The sequence below is a fragment of the Anaerococcus sp. NML200537 genome (assembly GCF_026131715.1).
Classification (GTDB): Bacteria; Bacillota; Clostridia; order Tissierellales; family Peptoniphilaceae; genus Anaerococcus; species Anaerococcus kampingae.
This window is the reverse complement of the sequence record NZ_JAMXSL010000032.1, coordinates 1-26,887: the sequence shown is the minus strand read 5'-3', so window position 1 is coordinate 26,887 and position 26,887 is coordinate 1. Positions and strand designations below refer to the sequence as shown.

General features: G+C 32.7%; 24 protein-coding genes and 3 pseudogenes. 2 read left to right on the top strand and 25 right to left on the bottom strand.

Translation table 11 applies throughout. From position 1 onward, the window contains the following. Nucleotides 1–151 precede the first annotated feature (151 nt). Both NH288_RS08945 and NH288_RS08940 read left to right on the top strand, forming a co-directional pair. Nucleotides 152–508 (top strand): plasmid mobilization protein, encoded by a 357-nt coding sequence (locus NH288_RS08945; protein WP_048942976.1) that lies wholly within the window; start codon nucleotides 152–154, stop codon nucleotides 506–508. 1 nt (nucleotide 509) lies between these two features. Next, the gene (locus tag NH288_RS08940; protein WP_265214747.1) at nucleotides 510–1,841 is read left to right on the top strand and encodes a relaxase/mobilization nuclease domain-containing protein; all 1,332 of its coding nucleotides are present in this window, start codon (nucleotides 510–512) and stop codon (nucleotides 1,839–1,841) included. A gap of 482 nt (nucleotides 1,842–2,323) precedes the next feature. Here NH288_RS08940 and NH288_RS08935 read toward each other — a convergent pair whose 3' ends face one another. From NH288_RS08935 to NH288_RS08815, 25 genes and pseudogenes are all read right to left on the bottom strand, one after another. After that, complete coding sequence (locus NH288_RS08935) at nucleotides 2,324–2,677, bottom strand: transposase (RefSeq protein ID WP_001895960.1); 354 nt, start codon at nucleotides 2,675–2,677, stop codon at nucleotides 2,324–2,326. Nucleotides 2,678–2,881: 204 nt separating this feature from the next. Next, nucleotides 2,882–3,313 (bottom strand): IS110 family transposase, encoded by a 432-nt coding sequence (locus NH288_RS08930; protein ID WP_316533178.1) that lies wholly within the window; start codon nucleotides 3,311–3,313, stop codon nucleotides 2,882–2,884. 518 nt (nucleotides 3,314–3,831) lie between these two features. After that, nucleotides 3,832–4,044: pseudogene (locus tag NH288_RS08920) on the bottom strand (recombinase family protein); the annotation flags it as partial. A 283-nt stretch (nucleotides 4,045–4,327) separates the two neighbouring features. Next, entirely contained in the window at nucleotides 4,328–4,852 is a 525-nt protein-coding gene (locus NH288_RS08915; protein WP_001176020.1) for a phosphotransferase, read from the bottom strand. A gap of 306 nt (nucleotides 4,853–5,158) precedes the next feature. Further along, nucleotides 5,159–5,620: pseudogene (gene tnpA / locus NH288_RS08910) on the bottom strand (IS200/IS605 family transposase). A 205-nt stretch (nucleotides 5,621–5,825) separates the two neighbouring features. After that, a complete protein-coding gene (gene erm(A) / locus NH288_RS08905; RefSeq protein ID WP_000810833.1) occupies nucleotides 5,826–6,557 on the bottom strand; it encodes a 23S rRNA (adenine(2058)-N(6))-methyltransferase Erm(A) in 732 nt (243 codons plus the stop codon). 57 nt (nucleotides 6,558–6,614) lie between these two features. Then, a complete protein-coding gene (locus tag NH288_RS11420) occupies nucleotides 6,615–6,674 on the bottom strand; it encodes an erythromycin resistance leader peptide (RefSeq protein ID WP_223420714.1) in 60 nt (19 codons plus the stop codon). A 518-nt stretch (nucleotides 6,675–7,192) separates the two neighbouring features. Continuing rightward, nucleotides 7,193–7,608 (bottom strand): annotated as a pseudogene (locus NH288_RS08900) (sigma-70 family RNA polymerase sigma factor). Nucleotides 7,609–7,919: 311 nt separating this feature from the next. Continuing rightward, a complete protein-coding gene (locus NH288_RS08895) occupies nucleotides 7,920–9,272 on the bottom strand; it encodes an MATE family efflux transporter (RefSeq protein WP_034439151.1) in 1,353 nt (450 codons plus the stop codon). Between the two features lie 26 nt (nucleotides 9,273–9,298). After that, the gene (locus NH288_RS08890; RefSeq protein ID WP_034439153.1) at nucleotides 9,299–11,044 is read right to left on the bottom strand and encodes an ABC transporter ATP-binding protein; all 1,746 of its coding nucleotides are present in this window, start codon (nucleotides 11,042–11,044) and stop codon (nucleotides 9,299–9,301) included. Further along, entirely contained in the window at nucleotides 11,037–12,827 is a 1,791-nt protein-coding gene (locus NH288_RS08885; protein ID WP_019125105.1) for an ABC transporter ATP-binding protein, read from the bottom strand. Before NH288_RS08885 ends, NH288_RS08890 begins: the two co-directional genes overlap by 8 nt. Next, a complete protein-coding gene (locus tag NH288_RS08880) occupies nucleotides 12,817–14,286 on the bottom strand; it encodes an ABC transporter ATP-binding protein (RefSeq protein WP_044565602.1) in 1,470 nt (489 codons plus the stop codon). Before NH288_RS08880 ends, NH288_RS08885 begins: the two co-directional genes overlap by 11 nt. Continuing rightward, the gene (locus NH288_RS08875) at nucleotides 14,271–14,984 is read right to left on the bottom strand and encodes an energy-coupling factor transporter transmembrane component T family protein (RefSeq protein WP_265214749.1); all 714 of its coding nucleotides are present in this window, start codon (nucleotides 14,982–14,984) and stop codon (nucleotides 14,271–14,273) included. The genes NH288_RS08880 and NH288_RS08875 overlap by 16 nt, the downstream gene beginning before the upstream one ends. Beyond that, on the bottom strand, nucleotides 14,974–15,570 hold the full coding sequence (locus NH288_RS08870) for an MptD family putative ECF transporter S component (RefSeq protein WP_019125108.1): 597 nt from the start codon (nucleotides 15,568–15,570) through the stop codon (nucleotides 14,974–14,976). Before NH288_RS08870 ends, NH288_RS08875 begins: the two co-directional genes overlap by 11 nt. A 122-nt stretch (nucleotides 15,571–15,692) precedes the next feature. Then, nucleotides 15,693–16,331, bottom strand: a complete 639-nt coding sequence (locus NH288_RS08865) for a TetR/AcrR family transcriptional regulator (RefSeq protein WP_004835143.1) — start codon at nucleotides 16,329–16,331, stop codon at nucleotides 15,693–15,695. 71 nt (nucleotides 16,332–16,402) lie between these two features. After that, nucleotides 16,403–17,965 carry a recombinase family protein gene (locus tag NH288_RS08860; protein WP_130820196.1) on the bottom strand — a complete coding sequence of 521 codons (1,563 nt, stop codon included), beginning with the start codon at nucleotides 17,963–17,965 and terminating at the stop codon, nucleotides 16,403–16,405. Continuing rightward, a complete protein-coding gene (locus tag NH288_RS08855) occupies nucleotides 17,958–18,374 on the bottom strand; it encodes a recombinase family protein (RefSeq protein ID WP_068370147.1) in 417 nt (138 codons plus the stop codon). Before NH288_RS08855 ends, NH288_RS08860 begins: the two co-directional genes overlap by 8 nt. After that, complete coding sequence (locus NH288_RS08850) at nucleotides 18,367–19,929, bottom strand: recombinase family protein (protein ID WP_265214716.1); 1,563 nt, start codon at nucleotides 19,927–19,929, stop codon at nucleotides 18,367–18,369. Before NH288_RS08850 ends, NH288_RS08855 begins: the two co-directional genes overlap by 8 nt. Nucleotides 19,930–19,988: 59 nt before the next feature. Next, a complete protein-coding gene (locus NH288_RS08845) occupies nucleotides 19,989–20,198 on the bottom strand; it encodes an SHOCT domain-containing protein (RefSeq protein ID WP_068370139.1) in 210 nt (69 codons plus the stop codon). Between the two features lie 208 nt (nucleotides 20,199–20,406). Beyond that, nucleotides 20,407–21,216, bottom strand: coding sequence for an N-acetylmuramoyl-L-alanine amidase (locus NH288_RS08840; RefSeq protein ID WP_265214713.1), 810 nt, complete (start codon nucleotides 21,214–21,216; stop codon nucleotides 20,407–20,409). Beyond that, on the bottom strand, nucleotides 21,217–21,618 hold the full coding sequence (locus tag NH288_RS08835) for a holin family protein (RefSeq protein ID WP_019125117.1): 402 nt from the start codon (nucleotides 21,616–21,618) through the stop codon (nucleotides 21,217–21,219). It lies immediately after the preceding gene. A 1-nt stretch (nucleotide 21,619) separates the two neighbouring features. Continuing rightward, nucleotides 21,620–23,053, bottom strand: a complete 1,434-nt coding sequence (locus tag NH288_RS08830) for a hypothetical protein (RefSeq protein ID WP_265214712.1) — start codon at nucleotides 23,051–23,053, stop codon at nucleotides 21,620–21,622. Then, nucleotides 22,986–24,857 carry a hypothetical protein gene (locus tag NH288_RS08825; RefSeq protein WP_265214711.1) on the bottom strand — a complete coding sequence of 624 codons (1,872 nt, stop codon included), beginning with the start codon at nucleotides 24,855–24,857 and terminating at the stop codon, nucleotides 22,986–22,988. Before NH288_RS08825 ends, NH288_RS08830 begins: the two co-directional genes overlap by 68 nt. Further along, nucleotides 24,857–25,219, bottom strand: a complete 363-nt coding sequence (locus NH288_RS08820) for a hypothetical protein (protein WP_019131809.1) — start codon at nucleotides 25,217–25,219, stop codon at nucleotides 24,857–24,859. The genes NH288_RS08825 and NH288_RS08820 overlap by 1 nt, the downstream gene beginning before the upstream one ends. A 2-nt stretch (nucleotides 25,220–25,221) precedes the next feature. Then, nucleotides 25,222–26,781: a hypothetical protein gene (locus NH288_RS08815; protein WP_265214708.1), complete on the bottom strand. Its 1,560-nt coding sequence runs from the start codon at nucleotides 26,779–26,781 to the stop codon at nucleotides 25,222–25,224. Nucleotides 26,782–26,887: the final 106 nt, after the last annotated feature.

Below are 26,887 nucleotides of genomic sequence, written 5' to 3'. Positions count from 1 at the left end.
ACTATTAGTATATGAGCAAGCACAGTAAGTGAGTACCCACTTACGAAAAATTGATGAAGCAGAACCTTTATGGACTGCTTCTTTTTTTATCAATTTTACCTTGTTAGGGAGAACCCTAAGACCCCAATAATTTATGATAAGGAGATATACTATGGATAATAGAAAAAGAAATAATCAACTAAAAATATATTTAACAGATGAAGAAAAAGAAATTTTTGAAAAGAAAATGAAACTTGCAAATTGCAAAACTATGTCCCACTTTCTTAGAAAGTGCGTATTAGAGAAAGAAATTTATGTAGTGGATTTAGAACCATTTAGAAACCTACAATGGCTACTTTCAAATGCAACAAATAATATAAACCAGATTGCAAAAGCAACTAATACAACGGGAGTAATTTACAAGAAAGACATTGATTATATGCGAGAAAAAATAGAAAAATTGGCAAAAGAAATATGGCAGATCCATTCCCTACTTCTTAACAAATCAAAAGAAAGTTCTGGTGATTAGTATGGCAATTACAAAAATACATCCTATAAAATCAACTCTAAATTTGGCAATAGATTACATTACTAAGAGCGAAAAAACTGATGAAAAAGTCTTGGTATCTTCATTCAAATGTCATCCATCTACTGCTCATATACAATTTATAAAAACACGAGAAGATAATGATACTAAAGGAACAGTCTTAGCTAGACATTTAATTCAATCTTTTCTACCAGGAGAGGTTGATCCTATAAAAGCTCACGAAATTGGAATGGAATTATGTAAGAAAATTTTAAAAGAAGATTATGAATTTGTTCTTGCAACTCATATAGATAGAGGACATATCCATAACCATATAATTTTTAATAATGTTAATTACAAGACTGGTAAATGCTACCAATCTAACAAAAAATCTTACCACAAAATCAGGTATCAAAGTGATGAATTATGTAAAGAAAATAAGCTTTCAGTCATTGATAAATACTATGAAGCTTACAAGAGAAAATATAAAACTGCTGGTAAGTCTTGGTACGAATATGATCAAAACAAGAAAGGAAATTCTTGGAAGTCTAAACTTCAATTTGATATAGATAGAATGATCAATAAGTCTAACTCGTGGGAAGAATTTTTAGATAATATGAAATCTATTGATTATGAAATTAAGTTTGGTAAACACATTGCTTTTCGTCATAAAGATAAGCAAAGATTTACAAGAGCTAAGACTATCGGAGAAGATTATACTGAGGAAAAAATCAAAGAACGAATAGATTTAGCAATTAAAAATAAAGCTAATCCTATTAAAAAGCGTGTAGGAAATGTTATTGATATATCCACTAATGAAAAAGCTCAATCCTCAAAAGGTTATGAAGTTTGGGCAAGAAAACATAATATCAAAACAATGGCTGACTCGATAATTAAGCTTAGAGAACAAGGAATTAAATCTATTACTAAACTCGATGATCTAATCAAAAAATCTGCTGATGATAGACAAGACTTGTTAGATAAAATAAAGAAAATCGAAAGTGAAATGAAAAGTTTATCCCAAGATATGGAAAATATAAATACTATAAATAAGTATCGTGAAATCTATAAATACCACAAGAAAAATCCTGAAGATAATCAGTTTGCAGAAGAATATTATAGTGAACTTTCTGTTTATAAAATAGCCGCTAAAGAAATTTTAGAAAACTATAAAAAGCTTCCAAGCACAAAAGAAATACTATCAAATCTCGATAAATTGCAAGAAAAAAAGAACACCCTTATGCAAGAGTATTCTTTGAATAAAGAACAATTTTCTGACCTTGTTCAGTATAGGAAAAACTATGAAAATTATTATGGAAAGGAAGTGGAGAGATAAAAAGCTATAAGCGGATAAACTTATAGCTTTTTTAAAATTATTTACAAATTTTTATTCTAAACTTATTATCTTACTTAAAGAGATCCTACTAGATGACTAGCAAACATTGCTATAGGAAGTAATAAGATAAAAAGGACATTTAATGCCATAAAAAACCTATCTTTTTCCCTTACCCCAAGTATTAAACCTACTAGTCCAATAATTGGACAGACAAGCATGTGAGAATAAGCAATAAATACGCATCTCATAATTTATTATATCATTTTTTATAAAAGAAACCTGCTAACAAAAGTCAAGTATAACCTGATATAAATTTCAGGTTATTTGATTATTTGAGTTATTAAATTAGCGTATAGCAAACAAGCCGAGTGTAATCAATCGGCTTGCTTTTTAGTGTTATTTTAAATCTTATGCTACTTTTAATTCTTTTTTCTCTGCTTTTGATTCCATAACTCTTGCATAGTAGATTCTTAAGAATTTGTTTAAGCCTGCAAATTTGCAAACGTTTTGGCTTTCCCTTCTTTTTCTTTTTTTATCATATACTTATATATTTCATTTTCTGGATTTTTAGCACTCATCATACATTTCATTGCTTGGTAGCCTACTTTTCTTAGTATTGCGTTTCCTCTTTTACTTATTTTTCTTTGATCTGCTTTAAAGTTTCCTGATTCATATGGTGGTGCGTCTATTCCTATAAAGGATATTAGGCTTTTTTTGTTTTTAAATTTTGATAGGTCTCCAAATTCTGCTACTATTTGTACTGCTAATTTTTCTGATATGCCTGAGAATTTTTTTGCTTCTTTATATTCTTCTAAGGGCTCGGATATTTCTATCATTTGTGATAAAATTCTATTTAGAATCTGATTTATTTGTTTTATCAGGTTTATTCCTTCTCTGATATTCGTTTCTAGTTTTGAGTTATGAGAAGGTTGTGTTGAGATACTATCCTCTGCTATTTTGTAAATGGTTTTTGCTTTGTTTGCATTTGGATGGTATCTCTTTTCCTTTGCCCAAGTTTTATATTCTTCTACAAATTCTTCTTATGTTTTTTCTAATACTAGGTCTTTATGCCACCATTTTTCTAGAAAGTCCAATAGTTTGTCTTTTGAAAAGTCTCCTGAATTATGTGGTATTAGTTTTTTTATGCCTGGAAATGTTTGATGTATTGTTTGATCTATGTAGTTCATTTGGTCGATTCTTAGCTCCATGTAATGTTGGTAGCTTCTATTTAATTCTTTTAGGATTCTGTAGTTCACTTCATCTATTTTGTATTCTTCTAATTCTTTCCAATACATTAGTCCATATTCTGCTATTTGTTTTGCATCTATCTTGTCGTTTTTTGCTTTTCTAAAGTTTAATGCTCTACAGAATTGTTTCATTTTTAATGGATTTATTACTGTTACAAAGTAGTCTTTATCTTTTAATTCATAAAGTATTGGGAGATGATATTTTCCTGTTGCTTCCATTGTTATTTTTACTTCTTCTTTTATTTTTTCTAGTTTCTCTAAAAATTTTTCTACTTCTGTTTTTTTAGAGAAACATCAAAGGGTTTCCAGATTATTTTGCTTCCTTGTCCTAATGCACAAACTGTGATTTTTTCTTTTGATATGTCTATTCCTACAGATATCATGTTTTTTCCTCTTTCTTTTTATTTTGTAGTTTCTACCTGCACCATTACACTCTTTTTAGCTTGTGACACGGGCGTTTTGCCCAACCTGCTTAACCGAATATGAATAATGAAAAGGTAGTTGACAGTTTTTGTGGCGGATGTTTCAACCCTAAAACAGCCTCGTCATACTACTTCTTCATTATACAAAAATAGTGCAAGATAGGAATTACTTCCTTTCTTACACTATTTATGGTACTAAAAAACAGCCCACAAAAATCTGTTTAAATCCTCTAATTGAACAAGTTATGATACTAGAACTGTAAACATTACATAGGAAGTAATAAGAGTGTTGGTAATTTAACACTATAAATAACTTGTTTTTTTCTTTCCTCTATTATTCCATGCTATTCTCCTGTAAATATCCCCACATATAGAGCAGTAGACAATACTTGAAAGGGCGTATTTACTGGAATAGATTCTTCTTTTCCCTTTGCCACTTACCATATTAGCTCGTCTATCCATTTCTTCTTAGACTTGCATGAAGATTTCTTTTGGTATGATCGCTTCGTGGCTATTTTCTATATAATATTGAGGTTCTTGATCCTCAATTTATTCTTTAATTATAATTAAGATATTTATCTAAATAGAAAAATGGCTTTTAGGATTTCTTCTAAAACCCCAAAACCATTAATTTCAACACTTTTATAGCCTATTATCTTATTTTCCTTGACATCAATACCACCGTCTCCACATGCCCTGAAGTTCCAAAGTTCCGTAACTTTTTATGATTAATTATACTGAAAGCAATTTGATATAATTCTTGTTTATTCATTTTCTTCTCCAATATTATTTAGCTTAATAATACGTTATTCTTTTTTCAAAACACTAAGTTATTCAGTTCACCATCAAGAACTTTTATAGTTTCATTTCTTTCCTTATCCTCTTGATTGTCATATAAAAGTTGTTCAATAAACTCCCATATATCTTCTAGTTTACGTCTAATATGATAGAATAACAAAGCATCCGTATTGATTAAAAAATCTTTGTGTAATTTCAGGTATATGTTCATAAATACATCATAATATGGCTTATCAACAAAAAACATGAGATCAGCTTTTACTGGAGCCAATTTCAAGCCTTCCCAGTCAATTAGAACTAACTGCTCATCCCGTTGCATCAAGTTCCAATTATGAATATCTGTATGGCATAGGGCCATTTTAGGATTACTTCGTCTTAGAATCTCCGACAGTCCTTCAACTCTGTCAATAGATTGTTCAAGGGGTTTTATGTGTGCCCCAAGCAAGCATTTTAAGTCCATGGGAAGACTGGCGCATTCTTTACGCAATACTTGTTTTAGCTGTTTCAGAAATGGCAAGCTAAAATCTTCCCTAATTAGTTGCACATATACCTACTATATCAATAAATTTTGAGTTATCATTGACTATATTAGTTGCTATTATCAGAATAGTCGTCGATAACTATATTTTCGTGCAAATATGCAAATAAGTAAAATGATAATTATGTTATATCATAATAATTGAAAATAATAGAATGCATTTTTCAATGTAATCAAAACTACCAGCTTAGCTGGTAGTTTGCACAGCGCCTATAAGGCGCGAATACCGGCACGCCCCTATTGGGGCTGTCGAGTATTCCTTCACATGCACCACTTTCCCAACTACTGCTTAAGCAGTTTTTTTATTTGTTTTTATTTGACTTCCTCTCCCGTAAACGGGTCATAGTATTCCTTTATACTTATTTGGTCTGTGTAATAGTCTTCTTTTAATTGATTTTGTATATATTCTTTTATTTTCTTTTCATTTCTTCCCACTGTATCTACATAATATCCTCTACACCAAAAGTGTCTGTTTCCATATTTATATTTTAAGTTGGCGTGTCTATCAAATATTATTAATGAACTTTTTCCTTTTAAATATCCCATTATTTGTGATATTGAGTATTTCGGTGGAATTTATACCAACATATGAACATGATCTGGACATAGTTCTGCTTCTATTATTGTTATTCCTTTTCTTGAACATAATTCTCGAAGTATACTTCCTATATCTTTTCTTAATTGTCTATATATTACTTGTCTTCTATATTTTGGTGCGAAAACTATATGATATTTGCATCTCCAGCTTGTATGCGATAAAGTATTTTTATCCATGATTACCTCCTTGTTTAATTGTGCATGTGACTATCACAATTATACTTTAAGGAGGTTTTCTTGGTGCTTGAAGCTAAAGCTAAATCCCTCCACCTGCATAGCAGGTGGTTTTTTGTTTCGCTCTCTTTCGTTCGCTCAACTCACTTAAGTGGACAATAAGATTAAGCGTTCTCTTAAAGTTAGAGAACGCTTAATTATTTTTAATTTATTGAAATAATTTGTAACTATTGAAAACAGACAAAAATTGTTCATTGGATAATTTATCAAGATCAGTAACATTCGCATGCTTCAGCACCTGTCTTAATTGATTTTTAGTAAAAAGAACATGATATTCCCTGTTTACCCATTTATAAACGAAAAATCTATACTTTTTGTAGTCCTTCTTTAAAATAAATGGTTTATGCCTTTCAAGTACAATCAATACAGAATCTACATTAGGCTTAGGGTGAAAATATGCTCGTGGCACTTTTTTAAGAATTTTTATATCCATTTCCACCATTAACAGCAAACCTAAAGCTCGTTGGGTATTTTGCAACCTTTTAGCAAATCCCCTCTCTACAATAAGGTAGCTATATTTCGCTTGACTATCAAAAGCAATCTTTTTTACAATATCAGTACTAATATTGTAGGGAATATTACCAAATATTTTATAGTCTGTATTTTTAGGAAAGCTAAACTTCAAAATATCCTCATGAATAACTTTTATATTCTGAAAAGGTTCAACTGCTTTTTTCGTGGCATGACATAAACCTTCATCAATCTCTATAGCATTCACCCGTTGACTCATTTCCACAAGTTCCTTGGTAAAATGTCCTTTTCCTGACCCAATTTCTATTATTTTATCTTGTTTATTGATATTCGTATATTTTAATATTTCCTTTACATGCTTTTTAGATGTAATGAAATTTTGCGTATTTTTCGGGTTTTTCTGTTTCATTATAACCTTCTCCTTGCCGGTTATAATGAACTAATCTTAAGAGCTCATTATAACCAATTATTTTTGGTTTGGTTGATAATGAAATCTCTCATTAACAAATATAGAAAACATACCCATACCTTTACCTCCTTTAATTTTTTTCATTATAAATGAGATAAAGTAATATCTACTACTGCAATACATGTACACATATTTAACTCCTCCTTATGCAACTGATTATATCACTTTTAATTTCTCTATTCAATAAAGTTCTGTGCTAATCTACCTCACCCTATGGATTTTTAATCCCGAAACATCAAATGTCATCTGTCAAATGCCCTATTTAAAAGGGTCAAAAAACGGTATTTTTTAGCCTGTTTTTGACCCAATTTTCGTACTCAAACCACTACATGTTGTGGTTGACTCCTATTATTCCTTGTCCAAACCACAATACGTCATCAGAATTGCTGCTTCAACGTGGCTTGATCGGTCAGTATGGATAAAATTGTAATTTTTTCAAAAGCCTTGTATGTGGGAACATATCTATGATATAAATTCCTTCTCTCATTACATAATATACTATTAATAAGCAAAGAAAAATAGCCCTATATCACCTTTACTTTATAATGGAAAATCTGCCCTTATCTACAAGTCGATTATCTTAAAAAATCTTCTAATAACAACTTCAGTTTTTTCAATATATTATTCTTACGCCATTGTATAGCTTGATAACTCACTTTCTTTATTCTTGTAATACTCGAAAGAATTTCATCCTGAAAGTACAAACGCTCAATGATGCCCCTTTCTTCTGCATTGAGTCTTGAAATTGTATTTCTGACTGCTTCAATCATCATCTGTGTTTCAACAATCTTTTCTACATCAACACTTTCATCAACAATATTATCTACAAAATGTCCGTCATGATCCAATGATGAAAAAAGAGCAAGTGATTTTTTCTTTCCACCTGCTCCAAATACTTTTCGTGTTCTCTTTCTCGCCAGTAGACTTTATAAATATCTTCACTGACTTTGACCTTTTGTCCGTTGATATAAAGGTAATATTTTTTTGGCATATATGCTTCCTCCATTTCTTTTTGTCTGCGTTTTAAAACAAAAAAAGGAGGACTCCTGCACCTTGGCATAAGAAGTCCTCTAAAACGAAAGAAACTTGTTCTTCCTTTAATTATATTTAATTGTTTAGACGAGCATATGGAAAGACAAACAGCTATAAAGCTTATAGGAAAAAGGACTATTTTTATTGTGGTTTATTCTTTCAAATAAATATATAGACTTTTCCATTTCTATCCCTCCATTTTATAGCTAACTATTTTCCATAAATTAAGTCCTTCTAATGTTTCAAATTCTAAACACCTAATAAGAAATTTTACGCTTGAACTTTTTCTTTCCCCATTTTATTCAGTTCCCCAATCATCATGAAAACGCCAACAACAATCATAATGAAATCAACAAGTGGCTGTGTAAACCAAACAGCTTTTACTCCAAATATCATTGGCAATAAAATCATGGCAGGAACAAACAAAAACAGTTGTCTAAGCATTACGATTATCCCAGCTTTCTTTCCGTTTCCGATTGATTGGAAGAAAGTAACAGTCATAACCATTACTCCATACAAAATAAATACGGAATAGAACAATCTAAAGTTTCCAACACCCTGTGCAATGATGTTTGCTTCTACACCGAATAAAGATAGTATTTGACTTGAAAGCAATAAAGACGGAATCCAAAAGATTGCTGCAAGAACTAAACCGCCAATAGAAAAGACCTTCATAGCCTGTCTTACTCTGTCATACTGCTTTGCTCCAAAGTTTGTTCCAACAACAGGTTGTAAGCCTTGACTCATTCCCCAAAGAGGAATAAATGAAAAGGCATATACACGAAGTGATGCCGCCATCAAAATTCCATTGGTATCTCCGCCATACTTAAATGCCATTTTATAGAGCATAGTCTGTTGAATCATAAACAAAAGCTGCATCATCATAGCGGATGAACCGACAGAAAACATTTCTTTTTTAATTTCCGCATCAGACTTTATCTTATGGATTTTAACAACTTTACTCTTTTTCAAGAAATAATGTAGTGTTGCCACTGCCTGAACAAATTGTGCTGTGATGGTTGCAAGGGCAGCACCTTCAATCGCATATTCACCCATAACTGTCATTAAAATCGGATCGAGAATGATATTCAGTAATGCTCCAAGTCCCATAATCGTCATAGCTTTTTTCATCAGTCCTTCGCCACGCATAACCATGTTTGCGGACTGTGTGAAGTTTACAAATAGAGAACCTATAAAAATTACTCTAAGGTATCTAATACCATAGGCTTTGATTTCACCCGTTGCACCGACCATATCTAAAAAATGCGGAGCAAGAAGTATTCCTCCAACTGTAATAATTACAGAGAAGAAAATCACCCAATAGATTAGGTTACCCATAATTTTATCTACAGTTTTTTGATCCCCTTTACCGATTGCTCTTGAAAGTACAGATGCAGAACCTACACCAAGTAAAGTTGAAACACCGCTGTTGAAAAAGGTAAGTGGCATTGCGACACCACAGGCAGTCATTGCTGTCTGTCCTATAATTTTCCCTGCAAATATTCCGTCCATTAACGGATACAGACCGATAACAATCATTCCGATAACTGCCGGAATAGATAACTGAAAGAGTAAATCTATCGGTCTTTTTGTTAATAATTGTTCTTTCATATCTTGTTTCATTGCCTTCTCCTCTCTTAGACCAATTTTTATATAATTTTTAGTCCTTTATTTTTTTCTTGGAGCTCTACCATATTTTTATAAATCCCATTTAAAGCAATTAGCTCATTATGGGTTCCTTGTTCTGCAATATTCCCTTCCTTGATTACAATAATACTATCGGCATCTCTAATAGTATTTAATCTATGGGCGATAACTAATAATGTTTTATTCTTTACCAATTCACTGATTGCTTCCTGTATATAGCTTTCATTGTCCACATCAACACTTGCTGTTGCCTCGTCAAGAATTACAATAGGAGCATCTTTTAATATGCAGCGAGCAATAGAAATTCTTTGTTTTTCACCACCGGATAGAGTTGCTCCGCCTTCTCCAATCATTGTGTCAAATCCATCAGGAAGTGCCATAATAAAATCATAGCATCTTGCTTTTTTTGCAGCTTCTATAACTTCTTCTTTCGTCGCATTTTCTTTCCCCATGGCAATATTGTTAAAAATCGTATCTTGAAACAAATACACTCTCTGGAAAACCATACTAATTTCCGACATCAATTCAGATAGCGAAACATCCTTTATATTCACCCCTCTAATCAAAATTTCACCGGAGTCTACATCCCAAAATCTTGCCAAAAGATTTGCTACTGTAGATTTTCCTCCTCCGGACTGTCCAACTAAAGCTGTCATTGTATTCTTTTTCATTTCAAAATTCATATCATGCAAAACCTCTTTTTCTCCATAAGAAAATTTCACATGATTAAAACTAATTTCCGGCTCACCAAACTTAGCCTTTAAGAGATGTTTTTTACCTGTATCCTGTAGTTCTGTTTCATTTAATACTTCTTCAATACGATCTAAAGCAGCATTCATAACTGTTAGCCTGCTTGCTTCTCCATAAAGAGTTTTTAATGGACTGAATAAGTCAAATACAAATAGTATCAGTCCTAACACATAAGGAAGTTTCAACATTCCTTGTAAATGAAGATACAAAGCAAGTGCCAAAATAAAAGTAATTCCGATACCATAAATAATGTTCAATCCGCTTGTCCAAGGTGTCATCTTCTTTTCAAACTTTATAGAAGTGTCTCTTGATGAAGCAAAGCTATCTGTAAGAGCCTTTGAATTGTCTCCTAAAAGGTTATAGCTTTTGATTACACTAATTCCTTCTGCAAATGACAAAACTGCATCTGTTAGCTTCTCTCCTTGCTCTTGCCTGATAACAGCTTCAGATAAAGACATTTTATTCATTCTGCTTGCAAGTAATGTTGCTATTAGAGTTACACACACAGACACAAGACCTATTCTATAATCTAAAACAAACATGAATATAGTAAGCACAACGGTTGAAAGCACATAACTCATCATATTAGCTATGGTACTCATGGATACTTCCTCAATGAATGACATATCTGAACTTAAAACAGAATTGATTTTTCCTAAATTTCCTGATGTGAAATATCCCATAGGAAGTTTTCTAAGGTGATTTCCAAGCTCCATCCTTTTATCTGCAAAAATCAGAAAGCCAGCAGCACTTTGCAATTTATCGCTTAAAAAATGAACCAATGCCTGTACCAACACTACCAAACCAAGTCCTATTCCTACATACAAGAATGTTTTCGGTGATATTGTCTTTTCATAAAATCCTATCAATACAGTAAATGCAATAAAAATAGGCATTTTACTTAAAACAGATTCAATAAAGGCAAAAACAAATGCCCCTTTAATTCTATTTTTATACTTTCCTGACAAGTTTAAAATTCTTGATATTAGTTTAAACATTCATTTCACCTTCCTTTCTGCTGATTTTCCAATCTTTACTAAATAGTGTCGCATCCCATAATTTACGGTAGTCTGCTGATGATTCTAACAAGTCATTATGTTTTCCATTTGCAACTAAACGACCATGATTCATTACCAATATTTGGTCTGCATCTACAATTGCCGGAAGTTTATGAGCAATTACAATCAATGTTTTTCCTTTTACAAGTTCACGAATAGCTGCTTCCATTTTTTCTTCATTTTCCGGATCTGCGTAGGCTGTTGCCTCATCAAGTACAACAATCGGAGCATTTTTCAAAATAGCTCTCGCTAATGATATTCTTTGCCTTTCTCCACCTGATAACATCTTTCCTGCCTCGCCAGCCAAAGAGTAAATACCATTTGGGAGCTTATCTAAAAATTCCATACACTGAGCTTTCTTTGCAGCTTCTATCACTTCTTCATCGGTAGCTGACAAATTTCCGATACGAATATTTTCTAAGAGTGAAGTATTAAATAAATATTGGTCTTGAGACACATAAGAAATCTCTTTATTCAGTGCCTTAAGACTCATATCCTGTAAATTTTGTCCTCCAATGCTAATACTTCCCTCTAAAACATCATAGTAATGAATTAAGAGTTTCGCTAAGGTGCTTTTACCTGAGCCTGATTCTCCAACAATGGCTGTCTTTTCTCCAACTTTTGCTGTAAAGCTCACATTATGAATCACATTTTTAATGTATGTTTCAGGTTGTCCATTCTCTCCCATCTTGCTTAGTTGATAACCAAATGTAACATTGTCATAGGAAATAGTATGATCTATACCTTTAAACTTGTTTTCACCTTGTTTTAATGGTTCTATATTTAAAGCATCTTCCAATGCAGATATTTTATAATTAAGCTGTGGCATCGTTGGTAAAAATCCCAAAGCCTTTAAGAGTGGTAAGCCAATACTCAAAGATAGGCATAATACCAATATCAAATCAGAAAGACTAACATAGCCCATGTAAGCAAAGTAACCTCCAAGCGGCAATGTTAATATAATCGTGCATGGAAGTAAGGCACTGTATAATGCCATCCATGGCCATGCAGTCTTATACCAAGCGAGTGCATAATCTCTATAATCTCCAACATCTTTAGAAAATCTTTTATATGATTCCGTTTGCTTGTTAAACACTTTTACTACTTCCATACCATTCACATATTCAATAATGGTATTATTCATTTTTCCACTCGCCATATAATATGGTCCCATTTTTTTCATTCCTGCGGAATACATAATCATCATAGCGACAATGCTTAGTGGAATGGATGCCAAAGACATAAGTGCCAGTCTCCAATCAACGAAAAACATTGCAATATATACCATTACAGGCACAATTAAATTGGCAATTCCTTCAGGCAATGAGTGTGCCAAAAGAACTTCCAAACTACCAATATCATCTACAAACATCTTTTTAATAGCACCTGTTCCCTTTTCTTCAATAGCTCCTAAGGGAAGATTCTCCATCTTTTTTTGTAGAGATGTTCTAAGTCCAAATAATGTGTTATATGCTGCCTTATGGGACATATTAAGACCCAAACCACCTAATAATGCTTGCAAAACCAAACATATCAAAATACCGGCAAGCAAAATAACTAACCTTGTGAATTCCAAATTTTGTCCTAAAATCAAGGGATTTATAATCTGATAAGCAAATAGAAATGGCACAACTCCCATAATGACACTTAATAGCATAATAAAACTCGCTAAATGTATTGTTTTCTTATGCGAACCAGCATACTCAAAAACCTTATTTAACATCATTCTCCTCCTTCAATAAATTTCCTTTTTTATCCATAAAATCCATGATTAACGCTTCATTTCCCTTTACAGATATTTTTTTATAACCATTATCACCGAGCATTAAGACGGAATGACAGGTTTTAAATAACAGTTCTAAATCATGAGTAATTATTATAATTGGAATCTCCTTTGCTTTTTCTGTAATTAAATCGGACATAATTTTCATACTTTTATAATCAAGTCCCGATGTTGGTTCATCCAAAATTATCAGCTTACGACCGGATAAAAATGAAGTAATAATTGCCAGTCGTTGTTTTTGTCCACCGGATAGTTTCTGCGGATGATTGGTTTTTTTATGCCACAGGTTTGTATCTTTCAGATATTCTCGTATCTTTTCTAAATCATTTTCCGAGTTTTTATCTTTACAAAATATCAACTCATTTTCTACTGTGTCTAAAAAAATCTGAGCATCTACATCTTGTAACACGCAATATGAATTTCTAAGTCTTTCTCTTTGTTTCTGTCCATAGCTGACATCCAAATATTTTTCAGATAAACCACATAATGCTTTTGCCAAAGTACTTTTCCCAATACCATTAGAACCAATCACTCCCATTATTTCGCTTTCTCCAAGCTCAAAAGTTAATTCTTCTATCAAAGTTCTTTTGCCTTGATGAATGCAGGCTTTATTTACTTTGATACAGCTTTTAGCCACAATAGGTTCTTTTTCTGATATCAATTCTCTTTCATTAAGTGTCCTTAACTCAAGTTCCTTACATTTATCATTACTAAGACTACCATTCGGAAAAACATCACATATTGTACCGTCTTTTATATAAATCAATCTGCTAAAAATCTCTTTTAAATAATAGAGCCTATGTTCCGCTATAATTATTGTCTTTCCCATCGTCTTCAATCTGATAAGTATTTCACTGAAATGTTTTATACTATCGTAATCAAGGCTACTTGAAGGTTCATCGAAAAAGATAATGTCTGTATCATAAATAAGTGTTCCTGCTATCGCCACCTTTTGCCTTTCTCCCCCTGATAATTCAAAAATGGATTTTTTGCTAATATGATTTATTCCTAACAAGTCCATTGCTTTTTCAACTTTTTCTTTTAGGGTGTCCCTGTCTAATCCCAAATTTTCACCTACTAAAGCAATTTCATCTTCAACTACATCACAAAAAAATTGATCCTTAGGATTTTGAAATACATTGCCAATATATTTAGCTAACTCTCCCTTTTTATAAGTAGTTATATCCTTCCCTAAAATCTTAATTTCGCCGTCCAAATCACCGTCATAAAATGACGGAATAAGCCCGTTTAGTAGTCTTAAAAGTGTCGTTTTTCCGCATCCTGAAAGACCTGTTAAGACTATAATTTCGCCTTTCTTTACAGACATTTTTAAATCTTTCAAAATCAAATCTTCTCCATAATGAAAGGATTTGATTTCTGCCTCTAAAATATTTTCCATAAACTCGCCCCCAACAAAATCATTCCTCCGATCATCATTGCTATATCAATAAATGTAAATCTCACCTCATGAAAACTTGTTTTTTGTCCATCATATTCAATACCTTTTGATATGATTGAACAAGTTAAGGTATCGCTTATATCTATGCACTTATACATAAGAGGAACAAAATATAATTCAAATGTTTTAATTGGTTTGAAAATACTTGCTTTAAATCCTCTAATTTTCATGCCATTGTTTATTTCCTTCATCCTAATAGAGATTTCCGGAATAAAACGAAAGAATACTGTAATTCCTATCCCTATTCCACCATCAATTCCATTTTTTCTAAATGCAGCCATTAGATGCGAAGAACTATATGAGGACAGAACTTTTCCCAAAATGAAAAGTGGAGCAAATTTCAACACTATAAGTAGCATTGTATATATAGAACCAACCAAAACATTTCCTAAGTGTGGTTTCAGCAAATAAATAAGCCCCCATACTATAAGCAATGAACATATCGTTCTAAATGCCTTTCTTATAGAAAATAAGAATAATAGTCCTAAGACAAAAATAAGGGAAAATAAATATTGTGATTGCTCTCCAACAGTTAGAATAACTGAAAATAGTAAAATCAACCCAACTATAGTAAGCGGGTTGATTTTATCTGATAGTTGGTATTCGTTTATATTATTTTTTTCACCTTTACAAAACACTTTTTTTCTTCCTGTTGCTAAAGAATTTGTTGTAAATATATGTTCCAAAATTAGCACCAATAATTGATGCAACGATTGCGATCACTACGCAAATTGCAATGTTTTTAGGGGTGTAAAAATTATAAAGAAATGTTGCATAGTCTGTTGTAAACATCTTAGGGAATTGTTTTGTAAGACCTTCTACACCAAATACGAATGTGAAATACATCGCATGAAGCGAATATATAAACATACCAGCACCAAAACCAAGACCTACTTTCATAGTTTTGTCTGAGTAATTTTCCTTTTTACCAATCACAAGCTCTGCTAATATTCCTGCAATTGCACAAACTACTATTACAGGCCACATTCCCATAAGAGCATAGAACACGCCGAGTAATAAGAAATATAAGAATGCTGTTCCTCTTTGTGCGACTTGTTTACACATTATTACAAAAACTGGCGCGGCAATTATTGTTGGAAGTGCCGATGATAAATACAAACTCGGAATCATTCCAAACGATCCTGTCAAAAGTCCCAATCCCATTGTTAATACAAAACCAATAACAGAAAATACTGCTATTTTTACAATACTTTTTAAATTCATTTTTCTCCTCCTTGAATACATATAATATTTTTTATCTGCTTATAAAACAGCATGTTGCCAATTTATATAAAATTAAATCTTTAATATAACTAAGTTATATTTGATGCAAAAATTTTTCCATTTTACAAACCTCGTATTTTGCCCCATCCTTCATTAAAGAATTTTGAAATTAGTTTGGCATTTAATTCTACTTCTTCTCTGCTTTTAGAATGAACAGCAACTTCAGATAAAGCATAATAATATGCATGGTTAATTAAGTGAATTCCCATATCGGTTATTACACTACCGACACCATCTTCACCATAAATCATGCTTAATATTTTGATGTGATTTTTATCTTCTATTTCCACGAGTTCATCTAAAAAATTACTGTATTTTGTTCCATAAGAACCAAACACTAATAACTCAAATGCATCTTTATTTTCAAAAAAATACAAGACCATCTTAACAGCACCATGTGCTTTAGAGTCTAAAATTTTATAAATGGTTTCTTTCCCAAGTGGAACTTCCTTTTTATATGTCTCAAAACTCTCATCCTCATACATAGCATAGTATTTTCGTATTTGGCTTACAATCGGCTCAACTAACTCAGAAAAAAGTGCTTCCTTATCCTCAAAATGACCATAAAACGCCCCAGTAGTAACACCTGCTTCTTTGCAAATAGCTCTTAAATTTGCCTTTTCAAATCCTTGTTCTTTGAAAATTTTCTTACCGCTATTAAGAATCCTATTATGAGTTACTTCATAATCTCCGTTTGCCACGATTTGCCCTCCTTTCTTCAAATATAACTTAGTTATATTGTAGCACATGTTATATTTGAAAGTCAAGATATTTATACACATACATTGACTTCAACTCCTGACTTGAGCACTATCTTTAGTTCCTCATCATATACAACTACCTTATCTACAAGTTTCCTTACCAAGTCTTCATCGTAGCTTTCTATTTCCAATTCCTGATTATCTAAAAACTCTTCTAATTCCTTTAGTCTGTTTTGTTCATTCTTCTCTTCCGCTATATTTAGAAGTATCTTTTCTTTTTCATTTCTTAACTCTTCCACTCTATCTGCAAGGTCTGTGTAGTCTTTTTTTGCATTAGCTACTTTTAAAAGTTCTTCTTGTACCTCAAGCATTTCTTTGTCTATTTCTTCTATCTGACTACTTCCATCACCTGTGATGGCTTTTTCTATATTTTCTTTAATTATTTCTTTTAATTCACTGCTTTCAGATATAAGCTGATTGATGGCTTCTACGACTGCTTCTTGTAGGTCTTCTTCTCTTATGGTTCTTGCTTCACATGCGTCTGGTCCATGGGTTACTCTTGTACAGCATCTCCAAACAGTATATTTTTTCCCTCTGTTGTTCCATGCTATTCTCCTATAAATATCCCCGCATTTAGAGCAGTAGACAATACTTGAAAGGGCATATTTGCTTGAATAAATTCTTCTCTTTCCTTTGCCGCTCACCATATTAGCTCGTCTATCCATTTCTTCTTGGACTCGCATGAAGATTTCTTTTGGTATGATGGCTTCGTGGCTATTTTCTACATAATATTGAGGTGCTATTCCATCATTTTTTACCCTTTTCTTATTTAGAAAATCCACTGTATAAGTCTTTTGTAAGAGGGCATCCCCCATGTATTTCTCATTGGTTAAAATTTGATTGAGGTTTGATACATGCCACTTTTTATTCCCCGCCCCATTTACTATCTTGTCTTTTTCAAGTCCTACCTTTATATCTCGTAGACTTGCTCCTTCCAAGTATTCTCTGTAGATCCTTTTTATAATTTTTGCTTCTTCAGGAACAATGACAAGTTTTCCCTCTTCGTCTTTTGTGTAGCCTAAGAACCTATTATGATTTACTTGGACTTGTCCTTGTTGAAATCTGTATTGAAATCCTAACTTCACATTTTGTGATAAAGACTGACTTTCCTGTTGAGCAAGAGATGCCATAATGGTAAGGAGAACTTCTCCCTTGGCATCCATGGTGTTGATGTTTTCTTTTTCAAAATAGACTGGGATATTGTTTTCTTTTAGTTTACGAATATACTTTAAACAGTCTAGGGTATTTCTAGCAAACCTCGATATGGACTTTGTGATTATATAGTCGATATTTCCTTCCATGGCTTCTTCAATCATTTTATTAAAGCCAGCTCTTTTCTTGGTATATGTTCCACTGATTCCTTCATCAGAAAAAACTCCTGCAAATTCCCAATCTGGATTTTTCTTAATATAGTTTGTGTAATGGTCTATTTGAGTGTCATAAGAAGTTGCCTGTTCATCGCTGTCCGTCGATACCCTTGCATAGGCAGCTACTCTTAGTTTCTTCTTTTCTGATTCCCTGATGGAATTTCCTTTTTTCTTCTTAGCTGGTATAACTATAACCTTGCTATTCATCATCTATCACCTCGATTAAATTGTACTGGTGGCTTGCTCGTTCAAAGGGATCTAGTGGTAGAATTCCTTCTTCTTTATATCTAAACTTGCAAGGAACTTTAATAATCTCTTCTTCCTTTTTCCAAACTCGTCCCATGGCCACTGCCCTTTCTTTTAACATTTGACCTGCCTTTTCAAAGCTCTCTCTATCTATTATCTTGGGATAGATTTCGTTTCCTAAGTACTTTTTATTGGTAAGGATTCTTTTTACACTGGAGCTGTTTTTCTTTAAGCCTGCCAGGTCTGCCGACTTTATAAGGGCATTTCCATCAAGATAGTTTTTAAAGATTTTTCTTATATTCTCGGCTTCTTTTTCTTGAACTTCTAGTCTTCCGTCTCTTATGGTGTAGCCATAACATAATCTAGACATTATTTTTCACTTCCTCCCTAAGTACAAGTCCACACTTTAAATGAAAATCAAGAGTCTCTCTATTGACAACCTGTATGTGATCAATGATTTCTTCAAACGAGTCATCTTCAAAGTGATCTATCATTTTACTTTTATCTAAGATTCCTATTAGTTTTTCAAGTTCTCTTATTTCTTCATCATTTCCAAGGATAGCTTTTTTACTTCTTTCCTTTTCCCTGAGTAGAAAACTTTCTTCACTTGAAATTTCACTGCTTTCTTTTGTGTAAATACTTGCATCTAAAACGCCCGAAGTTATTAGTTTGCTTAGAACCTCTTTTCTTTCCTTTAGTTTTTCTAAACCTTCTTCTATTTTATTTATCTTCGCAACTTCTCCCTTGCTGTCCATTCTCTTTAATGATTTCAAAAGTGGTGTAAAGATACTATCTTTTCCAAAGATTAGCTTGTTTACTAAAGTTATAAAAGCCACTTTTATGTCCTTGTCTTTAATAAACTTCATAGAACACTTATTAATATCTCTTAGGTGCTCACTACAAGTCCAAGCTATATATCTAACTTTTCCATTATAGTGATGTCTTCTTTTAAATGTTGATCCACACTCGCCACACTTTATTTTCCCTGATAGGCTATATCTATTTTGATATCTTTTAGTGTCTTCTCCATTTCCTTTTGCTATAGCCCTTATCTTTATTAGGTCTTGAACTTTCTCAAAGTCCTCTCTACTTACAATGGCTTCATGGTTATCTATAATCTTATACTGGTCTTCTTCTCCATTATTTTTATGCCTCTTGTAAGTATCATCTGTATAGGTCTTTTGGTAGATGACATCGCCTATATATTTTTCATTTTTTAAGATTCCATTTATAGTCGACCCGTGCCAGCTTGCTCCTTTTTGTCCTTTAATCTTTCTTTTATTTAAGTCTTCTGCAATTTTGTGCGTTCCATTACCTGAAAGATACTGTTCAAATATTTCTTTTATTATTTTTCCTTCTTCTTCATTCACTACCATCTTTCCGTCTATATTCTCATAGCCATAAGGTGGGCTTGATATAATAAACGTTCCATTTTGAAATCTTTTCTTTATGGACCATTTGTTATTTTCTGATATAGACCTGGACTCACTTTCTGCAAGGGATGAAAGTATGGATAACATCAACTCGCTTTCCATTGTCCTGGTATCAATGTTTTCTTTTTCAAAATAGATACCAATGTTTAAATCAAGGAGTCTTCTTACGATTTCCAAACAATCTGTCGTGTTTCTTGCAAGCCTTGAGATGGATTTGGTTAGGATAAAATCTATTTTTCCGTCTTCACAGTCTTTTATCATTTTTAGAAGACCGTCTCTACATTCTTTCTTTGTTCCAGTGATGCCTTCATCAAAGTATAGACCTGCAAAAGTATATGAATCATTCTCAGATATCATCTTTTCGTAGTGTGCTTTTTGCGTTTTAAGACTCACAAGCTGAGCATCTTCATCTGTCGATACTCTCGCATAGGCAGCGACTCTTAATATAGATTCTTCTTTTTGATTTGCTTCTATTTTTGTTATCTTTTTCATCCATTCAACCTCCTTTCTGCTAGTGCTATATTCCCGTACAAGTGAGTATTTATCAAGTCTTATAGCATTAATTCTGAAAGAATAGGTCTGAATTTTTTAATGTTTTCTCTCCTAATTTTTCTATATTCTTCAAGACTGATTTCGTCTAAAAGAAAGAGGTCTTGGATAAACTTATCTGATAGATAAAAGTTAAGCTCTGCCTTTAAATCCCTTTCAGTGTATTCTGATTTTATAATTTCTTTTCTACCTTCAAACTTTTCCACTCTCATACTCCACCTCCTATATCACAGGCAAAGAAATAAGGTCTATTTTTAACCCTAATTTTCTTTCCTCTATATTCCTTAGGACAAAGAGAGTGTTTTTGAGTAATATTAAGGTCTTAATATATGCCATAAGAAATACTGAAATAGGATGGTAAAATAAAAAAAGGCTTAATGGATTTCTAATTTAAAAATCCATTAAGCCATAATCATTTTATTAAACTAATTGATTCACTCTTCTCTGAATAGCATAATAATCATATCCAGCTTGAGTTAATCTCCTTTTTCTTTCTTCTCCATTCCCCCATTTTCCACTTATAACTTCTCTTGCTAAATCATCGATTGACTTCCCAACTGGATATACTATCTTACCATTAGCATCGAATACTTTTAATCTAAATCTATCGGCACATCTTTTAGCATTATCTAAATTCTTAAACGCACCTTTCTGGCTTTTTACATCAGACCAAGATTTTCTAACTCTATATAGTCCACCTGTCGGTTTACTAATAGTATTATTGCCTCTTAGTCTTTTATTTACTTCATTTGCTATATATGGAAACTTGCTGCCAAGATATGGACCAGGACAGTTAGTACTTTTATACCACTCGTGTTTTTGAAGAACACCATCCTTACCTCCAGTGTAGGTGCAAGGATAGATTCCATTTCTTCTGCAGATGTCTGTAACTAAATCAATTAATCTATTTAAAACATAATCAGAAACTAACCACTTGGGTCCTCTCGTAGAGTTTCCTACTTCAATTGTTACCGCTCGGTTGTCACACCAGGAAGATGAGGTTGTCCAGGCTCTGTTAGATTCATCTACTCCTAAAACAATGACTCCATCTGACCCTAAGTTATAGTTAGCTGATGCTCGTCTTGACCTTGGCACAAATACTCCAGCAAGATTTCTACCATTTATAACTCCAGCTGCGTGGTGGATTGCTATTTTAGTAATCTTTTGATTCCTTCTTCCACTATGGTTAGGTGATAGAATTCTTGCTTGTACTAATGGACTATTACTCATTTATTTTTCCTCCTTAAATTGTTCTAATACTCTTTTTAATTTTTCTGGTACTGGCAAACCTAGTGCTACAGAGTTTTCAAGTATAGAAAGCCCCTCATTTGCTATATAAAAAAAGATGATGGCTGTTCTTATCATTGTTCCATCACCTTTAATTAAATTTACATCACATAGGTTTGCGATACCTACAACTATAAAAATCATAATCTTTTTAGCTATCCCCTTAAATCCTATGGATGAGGATAGCTTTCTTTCTACACCTGCTCTTAAAACTCCTGTTAGATAGTCAGCTATTACAAAAGCAAGTAATGTGTAGATAAAAGCATCTACACTTCCAAGATAAAATCCCAACCATCCTCCGATAGCTGTAAAGCATACTTTTAAAATTTCTAAAAACTTATTCATTTTATTCCTCCTCTGTTAAGGTATAAGTTATTTTCATTGTCTTATCTGCTGTTTTTAATATTGGACTTGATAGGTTATTAATTGTTCCAAGGTATGGGGTATGAAGAAATAAAAGTTTGTAAAACCTCTCCTCATAACCTCCAAATCCAATGACCAATGGCCCGATTGTCTTTGGATCCATCATTAAGTTTGGTATTCCCTCACCGTTATAATCAGAAACACTGTTTACTATGACTTGGTCTTTTTTATCAATTGCAAATTCATAACCTAATATATAGTCTCCCCACTTATATAGGTAACAGTATTCTCCCCCATATTTCGAAGTCCTAACTTCTTTACCTAATTCTATAACAGAGATATCTACAGGATTATTGATATTAATTTTATAGATTTTATCCGCACTATATGAATTTATCGAATATAGATAGCCATCTTTAATACAGCTATATACATATCTATGACAGTAACTTCTATTTTTTTCATAGTAACTTCCTAATTTACCTAATCTTATTTCATTTAATGCCCACTCATCTATTTTCGTTGAGTAATCATTTTTATTTATTTTTATTCTTATTAGATTATCTCTGTAAGTTCCAAAACCATACCAATTTCCATCTTCTCCGTCATAAAAACAACATTCGTTCCAAGTACTCAATTTACTAAAAAACTCTGATACATCAATTGTTATCCTTTCCTCATTTTTATATCCTTTAGTGTAAATTGGATCATTTAAGCCTATACTCGTAAATGGTTCCTTAAGTTTTACTAATTCTATTGATTTGTTGTCTAAAGGCCATATTGAAACCAAGGTGTTGTTTTCAACGTCTATTTCAACACATCCGTTATATGCGTCCGAGACTTCTCTGTTTTTCCATAAGCTAATTTTATTTAATAATAAGAAGGGATCTTTACCATGAGTGTCTCCATAAAAATGTTTCCCTCCTCTATAATGTGTTAATGCCAATGAAGAGATTCTTCCGTTTGCCTGTGATGTAGAAAAGTCCCAGACAAACTTGTGTCCATTTTCAAGAGGGGTTGATTCATTAAGATTAGCTGAACCTCTTCTTGGTGCATCCGTTGAATTTACATCATTGGATGCATAGCCTATGATTTGATTATCAGAAGGAGCAAATATTTTATTTGGATCTTCCTCTAACTTATCCTCAAATAAAAGGATCCCACCATAACATTTAGTTGCTATAGGAAATATTTCTTTTTCATATTGAGTAATTCTCGAATCCCCCATAGGGTACATTAACCCCATAGGATTGAGCCTTAATAAATCTGGGACTGCATTCGTTATTAAGTTTTCATCTTCATATATCTCCTTCGTATTCGTCCTCACATCGGTTAGTTCAATGACTGATTTACCTTTGAGCATTTCCTTCCTCCTTATCTTTAAATTCTGTAATGATTTCTTCTTTATATTTTCCAAGCATTAATCCTTGATATTTGAATCTTCCTACCTTTTCATTAAATACTAGTGGTCTTGGAACTTGTCTTTCGACTTTGTAGTCTGCTTTAAGTTTCCTAAGCAGGAATGAATGACTAAGTTCTATTATCTTCCAGGATTCATCAATCTTAATCTTTCCATCCCAAGCTTCTGTAGAACCTAAGGATTGACCAGAGATAGCAGCGATAGCATTGTCTTTACCTATCATTGCTTGTCCTGATTCAAGCCTAATAAGCACTGAGAAGTTGTTCATTGTTTTCTCTTGCAGTTTAGTTAACGGATAAAAAAGATTTAGAATGTGGTCGCCACTTAGGTAGGTTTCTTTTGGAATGTGGTGCTCTATTTTCGTATCATTGAAAACATAAGTAATAACTATCCTTGTTGGTATTTCTATGTTTTCAATAAAGTCTAATTCCTCTACTTCTTCTTTTTCTTCAAACTTTGGAGGATCATAGGATTTTCCATCATTATTTAAAACCTCTACTTGTTTCTTAACCTTTCTTGATATCTTTCTAGTTTTTTCTTCAGTATCACAGATGATATTTAACAAGATAGATGCATTAAAAATTGCCTCCGTTTCCTTATTGGAGGCAAATTCTATACGAATTATTGGTGTATCCGTTATGGAAAGATTAAATGCAGAATAATTTGAATAGGCATGAACTACTAATTTTTCAGATTCAATTTGATTTAATAGTCCTACTATATTCTTATCATTCTTACTCTTAGCTTTAGATAAATATGGATTTTTTCCTACACCAAGAATTCTATGCTTGCTATTTATCTTGTATTCAATGTCAGTAATAAGCCCTTCAATCTTTTCGTCTTCGTAAGAAATAGCTATTCTATCTCCTACATCAAGGCTGGGGTCTCCTATTGTTACCATATCAAAAGGTGTGTGATGAATCTTACAAATTTCAGTAAGAAGTACCTCACACATTCTTTTTCTTTTTTCTGGAAGTCCTAACTGCATCAGTGGATTTATTCCAAGATTCATAGTTAGTCCATCATCATTTTCTAAAGAGTAATATTCAGCTATTTTAGTCTTTGCATTTGTTGAGTTGATAGCCGTATATCTTGTTTTAAAATCTGATACAGATGAAGAAAATCTTTCTCTCGTTTTAATATCAGTGGATATACTTTCTGCATACTTTTTTAAAACCAATTTACCATCACGAGAGATCTGTGCAAAAGTACCAAGGGTTGATGCTATATAGTGAATAAAGTCTCTATAGGTTTCTATATCATGGTCTTGATAAATTGCCAAAACTTTCTCTCCGTTTGCAAAAGCTTTTACCTCATCTTCTGTCATACCTAGTTCCACCTTGCACTTCTCACATGAAAGACTCAGGAGTTCAAAAGCTGTACCAAAGGTATCTGTAATTGGAAAATTCTTATCAAACCTAAGCATATAGTCATAGCCTTTTAGTTCTAAAATTTTCTTAGACCTATTTGCTTCAGTGACATCAAAGATTCCCATCGGTATGGTTTCTATCTTTTTGCTTTCTAATTCTTGATGGTAAAAAAGTTCTAGTTTTGAATCTTCTAGAGAATACCTATCTATATTTGAAAAAAGACTAATACCAAACTCTCCAGCATAAACTGTCCCTATTTCAAGTTCAGAAGATCCAGAGCATGAACGATGGATGTACCCAGACCCTTTAAGAATATCTTTATTGGTAAATGGAATGATTGTTTCATCTTTTAAGATGATATTTCCCGTCCAGTAAAATTTACGAGAATTCTTTTTTATAACTGTTTTATATTCATTGCTTGTTGGATACATTAGTACTCCTCCAATGAAAAAGATACTTCCCACAATCCCTTATAAGAAGTATCTTTTATTAATTTGACCTGCAACTTGTCTATATACATTTGTGTCTCTTTGAGTTCCAAGCTTTCTGTATCTAAGTATTTAACTTTAAGATTAGACTTATTAGCAAAACTACTCAATGTCTTTACAAGTTTAGGACTGCAAGAAAAACTTACAGAAATACTTGCTACTTTGTTTCTAACAATATCTCTCTGAATAGTTCCTGCCTCTGTTTCTCCTCCAGTATCTGCTTCTATATCTCTAAACTCCAAATCATAAGAATTTGGTAGAGGTAGGTCTACTCCTTCAATAATTAAATATGATTGATATTTCAATTCTATCTTCCTCCACTTCTTAAATTCTTACGCATGGATGCATTAACAATAACTTCATCAAGTAGAGTTCCTCCAAGATAAACTGGTATGACTATATCTCCAGAATTTTCCGATTTTAAATTAATATTTGCAAGTGCATCGGATATTTGTCTTCCTATATCAATTCCATTTATAGCTGATTCTTTATCGTATCCCCCCATACCAACGGCTGATATGCTTGGGCTTAAAACCATATCACTTGCGACATTTTTCATTGAAGATTGGACTAATCTCCTACTCTTTTCTATCCCCTTAGACAAGCCTTCCATAAAATCAGGCATCCAAGATTCATAGTCGGTAAGTGGCCCAACATCTGGTACAGAGAAGTGCAAGTAAGACCTAATAGTTGATGCTACATTCGATACAGCAGATGTCACATTGCTAATCGCACTTCTAATCCCTCTTGCAATTCCGTTAATCATATCGGCTCCCCATGTATAAGCTTGAGATGCCAAATTCTTAATATGATTAACTGCATTATTAAATCCATTTCTAATAGTGGACTGAATATTTGACATGGTTGATGAAATACTTGATCTCATGGAATTAAATGCAGATGATACTGCTGACTTTGCAGTATTCACTGCAGATGAAATAGTCGACTTTATGGAGTTCCAAGCAGATGAAACAAAGGACTTAATGTTATTCATTGTTGATGACATAAAGGTCTTTATCCCGTTCCAGACTGATTCAAGAACTGCCTTAATAGAAGTCAAGATAGTCTCAATTGTAGTTTTTATGTTTGTCCAGGAGGTAGAAATAAATTCTCCAATAGCAGTAATAACTGTTGTTAAAAACTCTTTTAGTCCATTCCAAATAGTCTCTACTTTTACTTTGATTGCATCTAGAACTGTTGAAATTAAAGTCTTAATACTTTCCCAAGTAGTCCTGATAAACTCACTAACTGCTGTAAATACTTCTGTAGTTGTAGTTGAAATAGCTGTCCATATATTGGTAAAAATAGTTTTAATTCCTGTCCAAAGGCTTGTAAAGAATTCTCCTAAACTTTGCCATAAACTCTTGGCTCCCTCAATAAAGGTATTCCAAGATTCAGTTAGAAAAGTTGTTATAGATGTCCAGATACTGTTCCATCCTTCAGAAATTCCATTCCATAGATTGGCAAAGAAATCCTTGATGCCTTTCCAAGTATTCTTAACTCCTTCAATAAATCCAGACCAAAATTCTGATAGAAAACTTGTGATTTCAGTCCAGGTGCTTGTCCATGAATCTGATATCCCTTGCCATAGGTTTACGAAGAATTCTTTTATTCCATTCCAAATAGAAACTGTTGATTCTTTTATTGTTTCCCAAATAGAGATAAGACCTTCTCTAAACCAGTCGCACTTCTTCCATAAAAGAACAAGGCCAGCTATTACTGCACCAATAGCAATAGGGACAATACCTATAGCTGATACAACTGCAGTGATTGCTGGTATAAGTGTACCTGTAAAGATTCCAACTATCTTAGTTATTCCTCCTCGTATATTATAGTTGTAGTAATAAATACTACATTTTGTTCTCAATCCCACTTTCTTATGGGATAATAATTGTATAGATAGAGGTCGTAGTTAACCTCCTTGAAGCTAGTCTTCCTAAATTAGGGTTACGCCTCTTCTTTACGTCTTTATC